The organism is uncultured Bradyrhizobium sp., from assembly GCF_964252615.1.
Taxonomy (GTDB): Bacteria; Pseudomonadota; Alphaproteobacteria; order Rhizobiales; family Xanthobacteraceae; genus Bradyrhizobium.
In genome coordinates, this window is sequence record NZ_CAXUNQ010000006.1 from 125575 (window position 1) to 141649 (window position 16075).

Below are 16075 nucleotides of genomic sequence, written 5' to 3' on the forward strand. Positions count from 1 at the left end.
GACAACAGATCGCCAATGACAGTTGGCTTAATAACCCGTCATCTCAAGATATCCAACGCCGGTGTGGCTGCCGCGAAAGCTGATCGGCCCTTCCCAATAGGGGAAGCTCGTTGCCATCCAGCTCCGCGCATTCAGCGGCGTGCTTTGGATATTCAATCCGCGCGAAGGAATGATGATGGTCCATTGCGTCGGCGCGCTGCGGCCCGCAACGTCCGTCGATGCCGTCGGCGTCATGGTGATTGCATCGGATGCGATCTGAGTGGATTTCCCGTCGTTCGTGATCCAGTTGCCTGAAAAATAATTCTGGCCATCCGTCTGCCGCAGCCGAAACAGCATGAGTTTCTCGCCTTGCTCCAGATGCAGCGAGAACCAGTCCCAGCCGGTCTGGTCCGAGGCCAGCGGCTGGCTGCTCCACTCCCGATCTAACCACGCCAATCCAGCAAGCTGCACGGGTTTGTCGTCGATGGTGGCGATACCCTGAGCTTTGAAGTACGGCTGGCTGTAGTAGTACGACGCTTGGCCGCGTTCCGACTTCCTGCTGAATCCGGCGTCGCCTTGCAGTACCAGCGGCCGCTCAGCGTCGAGGCGCAGCACGTAACTGAAATCCGCGCCCGATGCCTTCAACTCAAGCGGCGCAACCGTTGTGTCCGATATGCCATCGAGCCCGCGCATCTCCCAGGAATCGATCCAGGCGCGAAACGGCTTTGCCTCGACCCCGGCCTGACCGACGCCACCGCGGGCGAATGTCTCGCTGAAGCGATGGGTATCGGCGCGGGTCATGGCGGCATGGCCCATCCAGATCTGCGGACTGGCCCAGCCCTGCTGCTGCGCGCCTGGCGCCAGCGCCTGCCGAAACAGCGTCCACTGCACCCCGTAAGCAGCGTCATTGGAATCTTTAAGATTAGCGGTGATGTACCACCACTCGATGCGAAACTCCGGATGCGGGCCGAGATCGCCGGGAAATGTCAGCCGGTTGCCGGGAACGACGGAGGCAAATCCACCGGCATCAGTGCCTAGTCCGGCAAAGCCTTGCGCGAAGGACGACTTGGCGCTCAACGCCAGAAAGGCCAGTCCTCCGGCAAAACCGCGGCGCGAGAGACGGAAGTCAGCGCTCATTGGAAAAAATCTTCACAAGTGCGGCGGGCTGCATGCGTGCCAGCCTGAGAACAGGGAACAAAGCCGCCAGCAGCGCCGCCAGCATCGCCACTGCCAAAAACTCGATCAAGTACAGCGGAAAGACATGGAACGGCAGTCGCCAGCCGAACGCTTTTACATTCACGATGGCGATCAGACACCACGCCACCAGCAGGCCGAGCGGCAGCGCGAGCACGGCCGTGATCAGCGCCACCGACATGGTCTTCATCAGTTCGATTGCGGCAAGCTTTCGGCGGGTGATCCCGAGCGCCCACAGCGGCGCCAACTGCGGCAGGCGGGAATTGCTCAGCGTGAGCAGACTGGTGAGCAAAGCGACACCGGCGACGCCGAGCGTGAAAGCGTTCAGCGCGGTGGTGACCGCAAAGGTGCGGCTGAAGATTCGCTTCGACTCGGCCTTTAACGCCGCCTGGTCCGCAAGATTTCGGCCGTCAAGACCGAACTTGCCTTGTATGCCGGCGATCAATGCGGGTACCGCGGCGGGCGCAGCACGCAGGCCCATCCTGGTCTGAGGAATCTCCGGAAAACGCCGCAGCATGGCATCGATGTTGACGCCGATCTGGCCCTTCGGATTGCCATAGTCGGCATAAATCGCGGCCACCTCGAGGGGCCAGCCTCCCGCGCGCACCGGCACTGAAATACGATCGCCAAGATTGAGTTTCGCGCGCCGCGCGAATTGCTCGCTGATCAATGCGGCGTCGCCATTACGCACGCGGTCCCAGACGCCAGCGGTAGACTGCAGCAGCGGCCAGTGGTCGCGGTACGTCGCGTGATCGGCGAAGCCGAGAATTTCGATCGGCCAGCCGTCGATCTGCACCTCGGCACGGCCGCCCGGCAGGATCGCATCCACCTCGGGACGCTGACTCAGCCATGCCTTGATCTCCACGGCTTGCGCGTCGTCGGCGGCGTTGAGATAAACATCTGCCGCCAGCCGGCCATCCAGCCAGCCGGTGAACGTCCGGCTGAAACTTTCCACCATGGTGCCGACGCCTACATTGACCGCCAGCGCCAGCAGCAACGCCATCAAGGCCAGCGACAGTCCGGACAATTGCTGGCGGCTGTCGGCCCAGAACCACGCCGCAAGCGGCCGGCGCGTGCTGCGCTGGCCGAGGTACAGCGCAAAGCCCAACAGCACCGGCAGACCGAGCGCCGCACCCAGCAGCAACGCCGCCAGCACCGCAAATCCCGCAATCAGCGAGTCGCCGCACCACAGGAAAGCGGCTGCGGCGGCGAATATTGCGACTGCAAGCGCGCCTTGAAACGTCAGCCACCGGTGCTGTGCCCGCTGCCAGGCATAGGGCTGCGCGGCCGCGAGCACGGGAAGACGAATTGCCTTGATCAGGCTTGTTGCGGCCGCCGCCAGCGCGCCGAGCACGCTGATGGCGAGGCCGGCAGCCCACCATTCGGGTTTGAGCGTCAACTGTCCTGGAATCTGCGCACCGTAAAGTCCGCGCAGGCTCGCCGCGACGTCGGGCAGCAACGATGCCGCGATCAGGTACCCGCAGACCAGTCCGATACATCCCGATACCAGAGCGATCGTCACCAACTCGATCAGCAGCACGGTGTTCAGCAGGCGCGACGACACCCCGCAGGCGCGCAACGTGCGCAGCATCGGCAAACGCTGTTCGAAGGCAAGGCCGATCGCCGAGTTGACGATGAAGAGTCCGACCAGGAATGACAGCAGGCCGAATGCCGTCAGGTTCAAATGGAAACTGTCCGTGAGTCGTTCGAGATCGCTTTCGGCATCCGGTTCGACCAAACGGAGCCGGTCTCCGGCGACCGTTTCGAACGGAACCCGGTTGCCTTTGGCCTTGCCGATCAACAGCCGCGAAACCTGATCCGGCATCTTCAAGATGCGCTGGGCGAAGCCGATATCAACCACCAGCACCTCCGGCACGAGTTGCGGCTGTAGCTTCAGCGGAGGCAACGGGATTGCGCCCGCGGCTGGAGTTGCGCCTTCCGGCAGGCTAAGATCGGATAAGGTTTCCGGAGCGATCAACGTTTCACCCGGCGGCAGAACAAATGATTGCAGCGCCGTCCTTCCGATTGCCGGCGCCGACGACGCTTCCGCGGGAAAGGTGACCGGCTCGATGCCCAATAGTCGCAACGATCGCCCGCCGATCTGGACGCGGCCTTCCAGAACGGGAGATACCGGCCAGCCGGCGCGACGCAGATCAACGAAGAGCTGTTGCGGAAAAATCGTGCCTTCCCGGCTGACAAGCATCGCTGTTCGCGCGCTGCCGAACGTCGCCGCGGCGCGGTCATAGCTCAGCCGCGCCTGCTGGTTCAGCGCCTGCACCCCGCTCCACAGCGCGGTCGCCGAGATAAGCCCGACCAGCAAGGTCGCAAGCTGCATCGGATGTCGTCGCCAGTGGCTCAACAACACCTGAAGAATCCAGCTTGCGCGAGTCATGCGACGAGTCCGGCGTGGAGATTTACCTGCCGGTCCAGCGTGGCGGCGAGACGCACGCTGTGGGTGACCATCAGGAAGCCGCATCCGGTTCGCGCCACCAGATCATGGGCAAGGCTGAGGACCTCGTCTGCCGTCGTCTCGTCGAGATTTCCGGTGGGCTCGTCCGCCAGCAGCAGAAGCGGTTTTATCGCCAGCGCGCGGCCGATCGCGACCCGCTGCTGCTGACCGCCGGACAATTGCTCGGGATAACGTTTTAATAAAGCGCCCAACCCCAGCCGTTCCACAAGCTCAGACTGCCAGGCGGCGTCGTGGCGCGCCGCGATACGCGATTGAAATGCGAGATTATCGGCAACGTTCAGGCTCGGGATCAGGTTGAATTGCTGAAATACCAAGCCGAGCCGATCCCGGCGCAATGCTGCGCGACCGGCATCGGACAGTCCCGAAACCAGCGTTTCGTCGAGCCAGATCTCGCCGCCATCGGCCTGATCGAGGCCGGCGATCAGATGCAGCAGGGTACTTTTGCCGCTGCCGGATTCTCCGGTCAGCGCGACGCTCTCGCCGGCGGCGATGTCAAGATCGACGCCATGCAATACCGCCAGCGGTTCGCCGGCCGAGCGATAGGATTTGTTCAGATTTCGAATGCGCAGCATATGTCAACCATTCGCAATAGGCAGAAAACACATCAGACGATGCCTTGAATTGACGGAGCCGCGAGGACGCCCGCGCCATGCAAGATATCCTCATGTTGCAGCCCAACATATCGATGCGGCTGCAACAACGCGGTTTATGGTCAAAATGTCCGATTGCATTCGCGTCGATGCAACGGGTAGCATTGTGGCAGGCTCGCTCACAGGGCTGCGAAGCAGAAAAAACGCGACTTTCGGGGGTTTCGATCATGACTGCGCAACCGACGCCAAAAGGCGCCTGGAAGATCACATTTCTGCTGTTCCTTTTCATGCTGGTGAATTTCGCAGATAAGATCGTAGTCGGGCTGGCCGGCGTGCCGATCATGACCGAGCTGAAACTCGAGCCGGAACAATTCGGACTGCTGGGATCGTCGTTCTTCTTCCTGTTCTCTATCGCCGCCATCATCGTCGGCTTCATCGTCAATCGCGTCGCGGCGCGCTGGGTGCTTCTGGCGCTCGCTCTGATCTGGGCACTGGCGCAGTTTCCGATGGTCGGCACCGTTGGCTTCACCACGCTTTTGATCTGCCGCATCATCCTCGGCGCCGGCGAGGGGCCGGCCTTTTCGGTCGCGGTTCACGCTGTCTACAAGTGGTTTCCCGACGAAAAGCGGACCTTTCCCACCGCCGTCCTCTCGCAAGGTTCGGCGTTTGGCGTCATTCTCGCCGTGCCGGCGCTGAATTGGGTGATCGTCAATTATTCCTGGCATCATGCTTTTGGCGTGCTCGGAGTGGTCGGGCTGATGTGGGTGGTAGCGTGGCTGATCCTCGGCAAGGAAGGGCCGCTGGTACATACCGTTGCCATGACCGAGGCCGATCCTCGCGTGCCTTACTTTCAGCTCCTGACGTCGCGCACCTTCATCGGCTGCTGCGCGGCGACCTTCGGTGCCTATTGGGCGCTGTCACTCGGCCTGACCTGGTTCACGCCATTCATTGTCAAAGGCCTGGGCTTTTCGCAAAGGGACGCGGGATGGATTTCCATCCTGCCCTGGGTGTTCGGCGCAGTCGTGGTGTTGCTGACCGGCTGGATCTCGCAGGTGCTGATGGCGCGCGGCATGTCCACCCGAAGCGCGCGCGGCGTGCTTGGCGCGACACCGTTGGTGATCGGAGGCTTGTTCCTGGCGGCGCTGCCGCATGCCGAAGGGATCGGCTTGCGGATCGCGCTGCTGGTGATCGGCTCCGGACTTTGCGGATCGATCTATGTCGTCTGCCCGCCGATGCTCGGCGAATTCACCCCGGTGGCGCAGCGCGGCGCCGTGATTTCGATCTACGGAGCGATCTATACGCTCGCAGGCGTCCTTGCGCCATTCGTGATGGGCAGCGTGATACAGCGTGCCGCGGTGCCGCTTGACGGTTACATGACCGGATTCACGATCAACGCCGTCATCCTCGTGGTATCGGGGTTGCTCGGGTTGCTGCTGCTATGGCCCAACACCGAACGCGCGCGGCTACTGCTGCAGAAACCGCAGCCGAAGTTCGCCTGACGATTGAAAAGGCAGGGCACGAGTTGTTCGTATCGTACCGACGGTTCAATGGCCTTGTCGCATGCACCGGCCATGACATTGATCGAGGAGGCACCGCCGATGGACCCGATCAGACGTACCATACTGACGACCGGCGCCGCGGCGACGGCCATGGCGGCAGCGCCCCGCGTGCTCGCGCAAGCTGCCGGGCAAGGAGGAACTGCGATGAGCGTTTTCGAGGAAGGTGGCGTACGCATCCACTTTGAGGAGGTCGGTTCCGGCTTCCCATTACTGCTGATCGCAGGCGGCGGATTGAACTCGACGATATCAGGATTTTCCGGCAGCAGTTCGCCCTTCAATCCGATCGAGGAGTTCAAGGCGGAGTACCGCTGCATCGCGTCGGACCTGCGCAATGCCAACGCCGGTCAGTCCACCGGCCCGCTCGAGATCGACCGGCCGTGGGATGCATATTCCGACGACCATCTCGGTTTGATGGACCACCTCGGCATCGGCAAGTTCATGGTGTTGGGTTTCTGTATCGGCGGTCCCTTCATCTGGAATCTGTTGCGGCGGGCCCCCGATCGCATCGTCGCGGCCGTGCTGGCGCAGCCCAGCGGATCGCGTCCTGAGATGCGCGACTTGTTCTACGACAACAATATGAAAGGCTGGGGTCCGGAATTGGTCAAGCGCCGGCCCGATATCACGATGGAAATGGTCGACAAATTCCTGACCAGGATGTATCGCACCAATCCCGACTTCGTGTTCACCGTGACGCGCGACTTCGTGCGCAGTTGCCAGACGCCCGTGTTGATCCTGCCGGACGACATCCCGGCGCATCCCTACACCGTCGCCATGGAAGCAGCAATGCTGGCGCCGAAGGCCGAGGTAAGCATGTTTCCATGGAAGGAGCCAAAGGAGCGGATTCCGCTGGCGGTGCGCCAAATCCATTCCTTCCTTCGCGCGCACCGGCCTGTTTCGGCTTAACAGTCCTGGCTAACCGGCTGCCGCGCCGAATTGCCTTGTAACGCCCCGTGCGCCGCGCACCAGACGGCCCGGGCGCGCGCCCGTCGCTAGGCCCTCGCGTTGAGTTACCACGCCGGAGACGACGGTGGCGTCATAGCCGTTGATCTGCTGCAACAGCCGTCGGCCGCCGACCGGAAGATCGTAGTGTACTTTCGGCGGGTGCATATGCAGCCTGTCGTAGTCGATGATGTTGACATCGGCCTTGTAGCCGGGCGCGATGACGCCGCGGTCTTCCAGTCCGACCGATAGCGCGGTTTTGCGCGACTGTGCAGCGACCACGAACGGGATCGACAGCTTTTCGCCACGGCTGCGGTCGCGGGTCCAGTGGGTCAGCAGATAAGTCGGGAAGCTGGCGTCGCAGATAATGCCGCAATGCGCGCCGCCGTCGCTCAAGCCCGGCACGGAATGCGGATCGCGCAGCATCTCATGCACGGCGTCGAGATTGCCGTCGGCGTAGTTCAGAAATGGCACATAGAGCATACCGCGGCCGTCATTGGCGAGCATCGCCTCGTACGCCAGTTGTACGGGCTGCCGACCCTGACGGCGCGCCTGCGCGCCGAGCGCATTTTCCGGCGGTTGCTCATAATCCGGGGGATCGCCAAGCAGGTACATCTTGTCGTAATTGGGACGGAAGAATAGCGGATCATCGGTTGAGGTCGGCGTCTCGCTCAGAATCGCTGAACGCACATCGGGCTGATGCAGGCGTGCGAGCCGTTCGGCCAGAGGCAGGTGCGCGATCGCCTTGTAAGTCGGATGGGTCTGGAACGGATTGCGCGACAGCTCCAGTCCAAGCAGCAGTCCGACCGGTCGCGCGGCGATTTGCGCCGTGATCGACAGCCCGCGCGCGGACGCCTCATTGATGCTTTCCAGCGTCTGCCGCCAGCGCTGCGGCGCCTTGTCGGCCTGCGTAACCGAGAATGAAATCGGGCACCTTGTATTCTCGGCCACCCGCAGCATCATTGGTAGGTCTTCATGGATGCTGTCCTGGTCCAGCACGAATTGCAGTACGCTGCGACCGACTTTGTGCATGGCGCCAGCGATGGCGGTCAACTCATCCTCGCCGGCCTTCAGCGTCGGCGTGTAGTCACCTGTGCTGGTGCGGTGGTTGAGCGTGCGCGAGGTCGAAAACCCCAGCGCGCCCGCGCGCACGGCATCCGCGGCGAGCGCCGCCATTGCGCGGTTATCCTCAGGCGTCGCCGGATCCCGACCTGCGCCGCGTTCCCCCATCACGTAGACGCGCAGCGCCGCGTGCGGGAGTTGCGCGCCGATATCGATGTCGAACGGCCGCCGCGACAGCCATTCCATGTAATCCGGAAAACTCTCCCAGGCCCATGGAATACCTGCGCTGAGCACCGGCTCCGGAATATCTTCGACACCTTCCATAAGTTGAATCAGCCGCTGGTGGTCGGCGGGTTTGCATGGCGCGAAACCGACGCCGCAATTGCCCATGATGGCGGTGGTAACGCCGTTCTGCGACGACGGCGAGATGTCGTTGGCCCAGGTAACCTGACCGTCGTAATGAGTGTGCAGGTCGACGAAGCCCGGCGTGACCAGCTTGCCCTTGGCGTCGATCTCTTCCGCGCCCCTGGCTGAAACCTTGCCGACCTCGACAATACGGCCGTCGGCGATTGCCACATCCGCCTCAAACAACTCGCCGCCAAAGCCGTCAGCGACGGTGCCGCCGCGGATCACGAGGCTTGGGCGTTCGGCCATGACGTTTCATCCCAAAGCAGAGTTTCGATCGTGATTTGCTGCCGCATCATGCGTTCGCGCCGGCTCAAGTCAACCGCCGCATCTGAGGATCAGAGCTGCATCAGCCGTGCATCGACCGTTCCGATGCCGGGTTTTGGGTTCCGGTCGGTGACCAGCGCCAGCAGAACGGTAAAAGCCATGAACGCCACCGAAGCGCCGAATACCCAATGCGGCATGTCCTGATCCATGATCCAGCCGAACAGCAGCGGGCTGATGATGCCGCCGATATTGAAGCCGGTGGAGACGATGCCGAACGCCCGTCCGGCTGCCCCGGGAGGTGCCGCGTTGCGGACCAGCATGTCGCGCGAGGGCGCGATCACGCCGCCAAGAAATCCCGCCGAACCCATCGCCACGATGAGCGGCAACGCCGGCAACGCAACAATCGCGATAACCAGCACGACGGCGGCGTTGAGTGCGAAGCATACAGCGGCGAGCTGTCCATGCCGTTGGGTCCAATCGGCGAGAAAGCCGCCGGCCAGCACGCCAACGGCGCTAAAGCCCAGGAATGCCGTCAACGCGACGTTGGCGGTCGAGAACGAACTGCCGTAGCCGCTCATTAGCGCGACGACGCCAAAATTGCCGATCCCCGCGTTGGAAAGGCTGAGCAGCATAAAGAAAGCCGTCAGCACGATAATTGCCGGCGTTACGATGCCCGGTTGCAGCGCTCGGGCGCCGTCGGCCTCTCCGCGATCGGCTGCGCTTGCATCGGGTACATTGGCCAGCAGCAACAGCAGCGCCACAAGCGGTCCTACCGCGCCGGTGACGATCAACGCTCCGTGTCCGCCAATCGCTGCAACCAGTGCGGCAACGGTAGCGGGGGCGATGGCGCCGCCAAGGAATCCGGCGAAGGTGTGAATCGAAAAGGCGCGGCCCATGCGCGCCTCATCCATATGGGCCGACAGGATCGCATAGTCGGCCGGATGATAGACGCTGTTGGCGAGCCCGAGCAGCGCGGCGCTGCCGATCAGCCAGGAATAGCTCAAATGGGTGCCGAGCATGATGAGGGCGGCGCCGCCCGCAGTCAGGCCCATCAGCAGGATTTTGCGGGCGCCGATCCGGTCGCCGATATAACCCATCGGCGCCTGCGTCAGGCCCGACACGACGGCGAATACCGCCAGTGCAAATCCGAGCTCAACGTAGCCGACGCCGAGCTGCTCCTTGAGAAAGGGAAACAGCATCGGCAACACGAACAGGTGGAAATGGCTGACCCAATGCGCCACCGAGATCGCAGTCAACGTGCGCAGCGGGGTATCCGTCTTCGACTGCCGCGATGCGGCCAGTATGTCGACCATTTGATATTGGCCCCGGGTTTTTGCTGTAACGCTAGGCAAGACAGCTGAAATTACCGGTTCTGCGGGTTATTTGTCTATGAATACCGGTGCATGAAGCCCCTGCGATCGGCGCTGCAGTATGGCGGATGGGTCATTTTAGCTGGAGACAACTGGTCGGGCGCGGCATGATGGCTGACATGGCGGATCAACTGCATGATGAAAAACCGCTCCGGGTGCTGCTGTCCGAAGGCTCCAGCACATCGGCACGCGAGGCCATCACCATGCTGGGGCTGGCCGGGCATATCGTCGAGGTTTGCGATCCGTCGCCGGTCTGCCTCGGCAGGTTTTCGCGATTTGTCGGAAAATTTCACCGTTGTCCGGCTCTCGGCGACGATCCGGCAGGCTATCTGTCGTTCATCGAGACCCTGCTGGCGGAGCGGCCATTCGATGTCCTGCTGCCGATCCACGAACAGGGATTTCTGTTCGCGCGGGTCAGCGAACGCTTTAAGGGTTGCACCGGGCTGGCGCTGCCCAGCTTCGAAAGTTATCGCGCCGCGCACAGCAAAGCCGGATTCAACCGGCTGCTGGGTGAACTGGACCTGCCGCAGCCGCCGACCCGAATCGTGAAATCTGCAGGCGAACTGCGCGATGCCGCTTACTTTCCATGCGTGGTCAAGACTTCCATCGGCACGGCAAGCCGCGGCATCTGGTTTGTGCGTAACGATGCCGGACTGGAGCACGCGGCGCAGGATCTCGAAGCAAGCCAAGGGTTCGCCGACGAAGTGCTGGTGCAGGATCTGGTCGCAGGCACCACCGAAAAAGCGCAGGCGGTATTTTGCCGCGGCAAACTGCTCGGCTTTCACGCCTCCAAGCAACTTGCCGGCGGTGCCGGCGGCGGCGAAGCGATCAAGCAAAGCGTGCGGCGACCGCTCGTGCGCGCCCATGTCGCAACGATCGGCGAAAGGCTCGGCTGGCACGGCGCTTTGTCGGTTGACACCATCGTGCCGGACGGGGGCACGCACCTCTTCATCGATTGCAACCCGCGCCTGGTCGAACCGATGAGCGCCGGGCTCGCCGGACTCGATCTGGTCGAATTACTGCTTCAGGTTTCGCAGGGAAAGGCACCACAGCCTGCTCCGGAAAGCCGCGAGGGTTTACGGACCCATCTTGCCATGCAGGCCGTACTTGGCTGCGCGGTCCAGTGCGGCACGCGCCGGGAGATTTTTCGCCAATGCGTGGCTATCGCCGCCGGACACGAACCCTATGCCGACAGCGTCGAGGAATTGACACCGCTGCGCCACGACTGGATCAGCGCCATACCGCTTGCAATGACCGCCTTTGCTTTGCTGGCCAATCCACGGCTGGGGTCTAAGCTATCGAAAAAAGGTTGGGGCACGCATCTGCTTGGTGCGCGAAGTATCCGCTTCATCGAAAGCGAGAACTTTCCCGAACCGCCAGAAAAATCTTACGGCGCTTCATTCTCCGGGTAGTCGCGATCGAGTTTCGGCGTGGTGATGTCGCCGTCCTCGCTTTCGTCTTCAACGGTTCTGGGCGGAGATTTCTTGCCGTCGTCCTTGGTCTTTCTGGCTTTCTCGGGCCTGTTGCCGGCTTATCCATCTGCATATTCCTGCTTTGAACGAATTTTACCGCAATCTGACCGCCATTGACGGACATATTACTGCCAGATGCTCGACCCTCACTGGCTTTCTTTTTCGATCATTCAGTGTAAAGCAAGGCGAAGATTCGAGAAGCTATTCGAGGCGATACGGAGTGAAGTGTGAAAAAACCTAAACTGGAAATCGAAGAACCGCAGCCCCGCAAAATCGTGCGCGCCGACAAGGCGCCGACCGAGGGCTATTCGCTGGTCGTGGACGGTCACTTCAAGTCGCATCACGCCACGGTCGAAGCCGCCGAAGAGGCAGGAATGGCACTGAAGAACCAGTACCAGATGCTTCAGGTGCAGGTTTACGACGCCGCGACCAAGACGCGGTCGATGATCGAGTGGCCCGCGCCGGTCTAAGACGCTAGGTTCTGCGCCCTCCGCTCTGTTGAGCGGACAGCCAGTCGGCCAAAGCCGGGGCTTTAGCTCCCGGTTTCGTCGCGGGTTTGCCGCGCGCTTTTCTGACCGGCCCGGCTGCATGCACAGGTTCGGCGGCTTCCTTGGCAAGACGCAAGGCTTTCAGCCGCGCCATGTTGTCGAGAACGGCTTTGGCGGTCGCATCGCGGTCTTTTTTACCGGTCTTGGCATCATCGGCGGCTTTTGCGGCCTTGTTGAAGCGCGCTTCGGCGCGGTCACGATCGTCTTTTGTCATGTCAGGTCGATTTCTTTTTTTTGGCTTTGGACTTGGCTTCTGCCGGCTTGGCGCGGTCGGCGGCTTCCTTTGCGAGCCTGATCTCGCGCAGGTTTGCCGTACGCTTGCGGATCGCGATATCGGCGGCAGCGATATCGGCCATGGCCTTGATGCCTTCGGCGTCCTGCGCGAGCTTTCTGTTTAGCCGGATTTCTTTCATCTCGGCCGCGGTTTTTGGTTCGTCGTTCATAAAGCACCTCGAGCGGGGCAGGTGGAACGCTTGACGCGGTTCCTGGTGCGTCCATGGTATCACGTACCGGCGGTCGCGGCACCCTCAACGACTCCCGGAAATGTCATTCTGCGTGCCGAGGCAGAGCGTCATTCTCACCGTCGGCAGAGGTTGTGTGGTCAAATTCAGCAATCCACAATTGTAATACGGGCGGCGCCATTCCTGCGGCCTCCAACTGCCGCAAGGCAATTCGGACGTTGGCGCGGCTGTGGCGATCTTGCGCGACCGCCCGGGACCAGGGCGGCTCGCCAAACCTGATCGCGTCCGCGACCTGCCGCTTGACTGCTAGATATTCCGGCAGTCCGAAACGCTCGACCGCGCGCTGAAACGAATCATGGCTTGCGGCGTCGAACGATCCGTCGCGCACTGGATGGCGGGGATACAGATGCGCGCATGGAATCCACCCGTCGGGGATCGGCTCCGTTGCGGCATGCGTTCGTCGGCTTTTCAGCAGTTTAGGCAGGACATGCGTATGCGGCCCGTCCGGGCTCTTGCCCGTCGCGGGTGGAATGGCCTGATAGACCTCGATCCGGCCGATCCGGCTGATGAAAACGCGATGCGGATTGGTTTCCAGCAGCAAGCCCATCGCGGGGTTGGCGGGTGCGAACAGGGAACGCCCGCAATGCCTGCGCAATCGGGTTACCATGTCATAATCATCGATTCTCACGCATAGATCGGCCTGCAGCGCGCCGAGGCCGAGGTCGAACAGGATCGACTCGCGGTGTTGCGGTTTCAAGGCTTCACGATCAGGGCCGAGTTCGGTGAGCACGGCCCGCCCGTTCATCGCGCAGCTATCGATCGGCAAACAAAAGGCAACCTTTTGGCTCCAGCTCGTTTTAGTGATGGTTTCGAACGCGAACGGGCGGCAATCGTCAAAAAGATCGATCGCGATGCCGCCGCGCGCCGTGACGGCCGCGGCACCGCTTGCCGATTGCGTCAGGCTGACCTTCTCGTCACCGTCGCGCGCGAACTCCGCGATGCCGCCGAACGTGCCCAGACTCCATTGCGTTTCCGCATCGGCAATGTGCCGGTGCAGCAGTTCGATCGTCACGCTCGGTATGGACATGGACCATTGTCTCCCGGTGCTTAGCCGGGACAATACCGTCTTGCGCGTCCGGAACAAGCCGGCCGGTCGGCGGACCGGCCGGCCTGTCAGAACGTCGCGCCAGCCTTGACCAGGAAGGTTCTGCCCGGGAGCGGATAGGCATTGAAGCGATCTTGGGTGAACGCGCTGGCGATGGCGTAGTCGTAATACAGCACGTTGAAGACGTTGTTCACGCTCAACGACCAGAAATACCTGTCATATTCGCCGCTCAGCTTGAAATCGACCGTGGCGTTGGCAGGAATGAGCGGCTGGGTGTTGGGCTGGTCATTGTCCATGCGCCGGCTGCTCCAGTAACGCACCGTGGCATCGACCACGAGGTACTTTTGCCAAGCGTTCCAGGTGACGCCGCCGCTCGCGGTGTAGCGCGACACCAGCGGCACGTCGTTGCCAGTGAAAGACCCTTCGCGGAATACCGCGCGGGTATAGGCAAAGCCGCCGCGAAACAGCACGGCGTCGGTCGCCCGGAACGTCGCGCTGGTCTCGGAACCATAGCGGCGGGTAGGATCCAGGTTGTAGTTGAAGAAACCTACCGGATTGAAAAGAATCTCGTTGGTAAGCTCCATGTTGTAGATGCTGGACTGTATCGCGAACGCGCCGGCCTTAATACGAAAGCCGCCTTCGACGTCGTTTGAGGTTTGCGTTTTCAGCGTGAAGTTCCCGGGGATGGCCATGAAAGAGGCAGGATCGAATGTAGGTCCTGATGAGACCCGCTCGTCGACATTAGGCCTGCGGAATGCATGCGCGGCGCGCCCAAAGATCGCAAACACGTCGTTGAAGCGGTGCTCAAGACCGATATGCAATGCGTGCTGGGTTTCGCCGCTGTCGAACGGTGCCGCCTGCGCGTCGCCGAAATAGTTCGGAGCGGTTGGGTTTAGCGCATCGGTCGCCGTCAGGCTGAAGTGCTGAACCCTCCCGCCGTAGGAGAAATCGGTGGTCGGCAGAAAGCCGATGGTCTGCTGCCAATAGGCAGCAACGGTTTGCTGCGACAGGTCGTACATGTGAATCGGCGGTGCGCCGTTAAACGCGCCCCTATTCTGATGGAAAGTCGCATCGTAGTAATCGATGCCGGTCAGGATGTTCGAAGGCATGCCGAACACGACATTCTTGATACTGAGGCGCGGCGTCAGCGACCAGGTCTGCAATTTGGCGTCGACATAGGTGAAGTTGAATTGCGACAATGGTACGCCGCCCAAGAAGGTGCCCTGCTGCTTCTTGTCACGGACGCCGCCGTCGACGATCAGCTCGGCGCCGTAGCCCAGTGACTTGATGAATCCCGCGGTAGCGTTGGCGCCCTGTTTCTCGGCATTATCGAACGGGGTGGCCGCACCCTTGCGATCGGTGGCCAGTTGATTGATGCCGATGGAGCGGTCGACCAGTCTTCCGCCGGGGAACCCAAGCCGCTGGTCGTCGCCGGACAGAGTGAGGTAAGCCGTCAGGTCCGGTGTGGTGTAGCGGATATCGCCGACGGCGTCACGTTGCGCGAGCTTGTTGTTGACGCGGTAGCCATCGGAATTGATCTGGTTGCCGTAGAACGATGTTGACCACGGCCCAGCATTCGATGACGCCGAAGCTGCGACCTGGCGCTGGCCGAGGGATCCGACGCCGGCCTCGACACGAGCCGCCAGCGGCAGACCCGTCACGCCGGTCTTGGTGACGATGTTGATAACGCCACCCATGGCATTGTCACCGTAGAGCACCGCGCCGCTGTTGCCTTTGGTGATTTCAATACGCTGGATCGAATCGCGGGGAATCGTGGAGAGGTCCACGCCCTGCATATCGATGTCGTTCACCCGGCGACCATTGATGAGGATCAGGGTATTGGAGACAGCGGTGGCGCCGAAGCCTCGCAGATCGACCGTGGTTTGTGCGCCATTCACGCCGCCGTAAAGTGATGTAAGTTGCACTCCGGGCACTTGGGCGATGATCTCCTGCACCGTGGAGGCAGACGAACGCGCAATCTCTTCGGCAGTGATGATCGCGGAGGAAGCCCCGGCCATAATGCTCGGAGCTGCGGTCGTGGCGGCAGGCGTGGGTCCACCCGATGGCTGCGTGACAGGGGTCGGCTGTTGCGTTTGGGTGCGGGTAACCCGACCCAAGCGCGAAGCCCATTCAGGGGAAGGCTCGACGCGATTGCGCTCCATCGGCTTCGGCGGGTTTACTTCGATGGCGGGCAAGCGGTCTGACGATGCGGACTGCTGCGCGCGAGCGGCAGAGATGCTCAACGAAACGACGGGCACGAAAAAAAGCGAAACAAGCAGAAAGGCGCGGCGCCGCTTTGCGGCTCTGAAGATGGAAGACATGGTTCTAACCTCGGTATGACGTCAGTGGCACGTCACAGCGAACCAAGTCTCACTGATGTGCTTGTCGCACCTCCGTGAAGCTAATGTCTGTACTCCCCGACCGACATCTTCGCGTGTGACCACGGCTGACGGCAGGTCTCCTGGCTCGCGGGTCGATACCTTGCGTCGCCTTCCCAGGACCGAGATTCCCAGTGGCATATGACGAAAGATTCACCGCTCACAGTTGCGGGGGCAGCCGCGGTATTGGAGGAAGCCCCCCGCACCGCATTCCCTTTTGATCCCCAACGAGGGAACCGTCATGCTCAGTAAGAACGATGTCCTGCTTTCGAGTCA

General features: G+C 61.8%; 13 protein-coding genes and 1 riboswitch. Of the genes, 4 read left to right on the top strand and 9 right to left on the bottom strand.

Annotated features, from left to right (window positions below; all coding sequences use genetic code 11):
• Positions 1–27 precede the first annotated feature (27 nt).
• The 3 genes from ACFE72_RS05970 to ACFE72_RS05980 are packed head-to-tail and all read right to left on the bottom strand — an operon-like array spanning position 28 to position 4215.
• On the bottom strand, positions 28–1116 hold the full coding sequence (locus ACFE72_RS05970; protein WP_375412145.1) for a lipocalin-like domain-containing protein: 1089 nt from the start codon (positions 1114–1116) through the stop codon (positions 28–30).
• The gene (locus ACFE72_RS05975) at positions 1106–3565 is read right to left on the bottom strand and encodes an FtsX-like permease family protein (protein ID WP_375412146.1); all 2460 of its coding nucleotides are present in this window, start codon (positions 3563–3565) and stop codon (positions 1106–1108) included. Before ACFE72_RS05975 ends, ACFE72_RS05970 begins: the two co-directional genes overlap by 11 nt.
• Positions 3562–4215, bottom strand: coding sequence for an ABC transporter ATP-binding protein (locus ACFE72_RS05980; RefSeq protein ID WP_375412147.1), 654 nt, complete (start codon positions 4213–4215; stop codon positions 3562–3564). Before ACFE72_RS05980 ends, ACFE72_RS05975 begins: the two co-directional genes overlap by 4 nt.
• Positions 4216–4460: 245 nt before the next feature.
• On the opposite strand from ACFE72_RS05980, the gene ACFE72_RS05985 reads away from it, so the two are divergent.
• Positions 4461–5732, top strand: a complete 1272-nt coding sequence (locus tag ACFE72_RS05985) for an MFS transporter (RefSeq protein WP_375412148.1) — start codon at positions 4461–4463, stop codon at positions 5730–5732.
• Between the two features lie 99 nt (positions 5733–5831).
• Positions 5832–6695, top strand: a complete 864-nt coding sequence (locus ACFE72_RS05990; RefSeq protein WP_375412149.1) for an alpha/beta fold hydrolase — start codon at positions 5832–5834, stop codon at positions 6693–6695.
• A 9-nt stretch (positions 6696–6704) separates the two neighbouring features.
• Here the strand turns inward: ACFE72_RS05990 and ACFE72_RS05995 are convergent, their stop codons facing one another.
• On the bottom strand, positions 6705–8447 hold the full coding sequence (locus ACFE72_RS05995) for an amidohydrolase family protein (RefSeq protein WP_375412150.1): 1743 nt from the start codon (positions 8445–8447) through the stop codon (positions 6705–6707).
• Between the two features lie 89 nt (positions 8448–8536).
• On the bottom strand, positions 8537–9778 hold the full coding sequence (locus ACFE72_RS06000; RefSeq protein WP_375412151.1) for an MFS transporter: 1242 nt from the start codon (positions 9776–9778) through the stop codon (positions 8537–8539).
• A gap of 176 nt (positions 9779–9954) precedes the next feature.
• On the opposite strand from ACFE72_RS06000, the gene ACFE72_RS06005 reads away from it, so the two are divergent.
• The gene (locus ACFE72_RS06005) at positions 9955–11247 is read left to right on the top strand and encodes a hypothetical protein (RefSeq protein ID WP_375412152.1); all 1293 of its coding nucleotides are present in this window, start codon (positions 9955–9957) and stop codon (positions 11245–11247) included.
• A 287-nt stretch (positions 11248–11534) separates the two neighbouring features.
• Positions 11535–11777, top strand: a complete 243-nt coding sequence (locus ACFE72_RS06010) for a hypothetical protein (protein ID WP_375412153.1) — start codon at positions 11535–11537, stop codon at positions 11775–11777.
• A 4-nt stretch (positions 11778–11781) separates the two neighbouring features.
• On the opposite strand, the gene ACFE72_RS06015 is transcribed toward ACFE72_RS06010, so the two are convergent.
• From ACFE72_RS06015 to ACFE72_RS06030, 4 genes are all read right to left on the bottom strand, one after another.
• Positions 11782–12069 carry a hypothetical protein gene (locus ACFE72_RS06015; RefSeq protein ID WP_375412154.1) on the bottom strand — a complete coding sequence of 96 codons (288 nt, stop codon included), beginning with the start codon at positions 12067–12069 and terminating at the stop codon, positions 11782–11784.
• Position 12070: 1 nt separating this feature from the next.
• The gene (locus tag ACFE72_RS06020; protein WP_375412155.1) at positions 12071–12298 is read right to left on the bottom strand and encodes a transcriptional regulator; all 228 of its coding nucleotides are present in this window, start codon (positions 12296–12298) and stop codon (positions 12071–12073) included.
• A 103-nt stretch (positions 12299–12401) separates the two neighbouring features.
• Positions 12402–13403 carry a DUF6925 family protein gene (locus ACFE72_RS06025; RefSeq protein WP_375412156.1) on the bottom strand — a complete coding sequence of 334 codons (1002 nt, stop codon included), beginning with the start codon at positions 13401–13403 and terminating at the stop codon, positions 12402–12404.
• Between the two features lie 86 nt (positions 13404–13489).
• A complete protein-coding gene (locus tag ACFE72_RS06030) occupies positions 13490–15742 on the bottom strand; it encodes a TonB-dependent receptor (protein ID WP_375412157.1) in 2253 nt (750 codons plus the stop codon).
• Positions 15743–15854: 112 nt separating this feature from the next.
• A riboswitch (cobalamin riboswitch) is annotated at positions 15855–16055 on the bottom strand.
• Positions 16056–16075 lie beyond the last annotated feature (20 nt).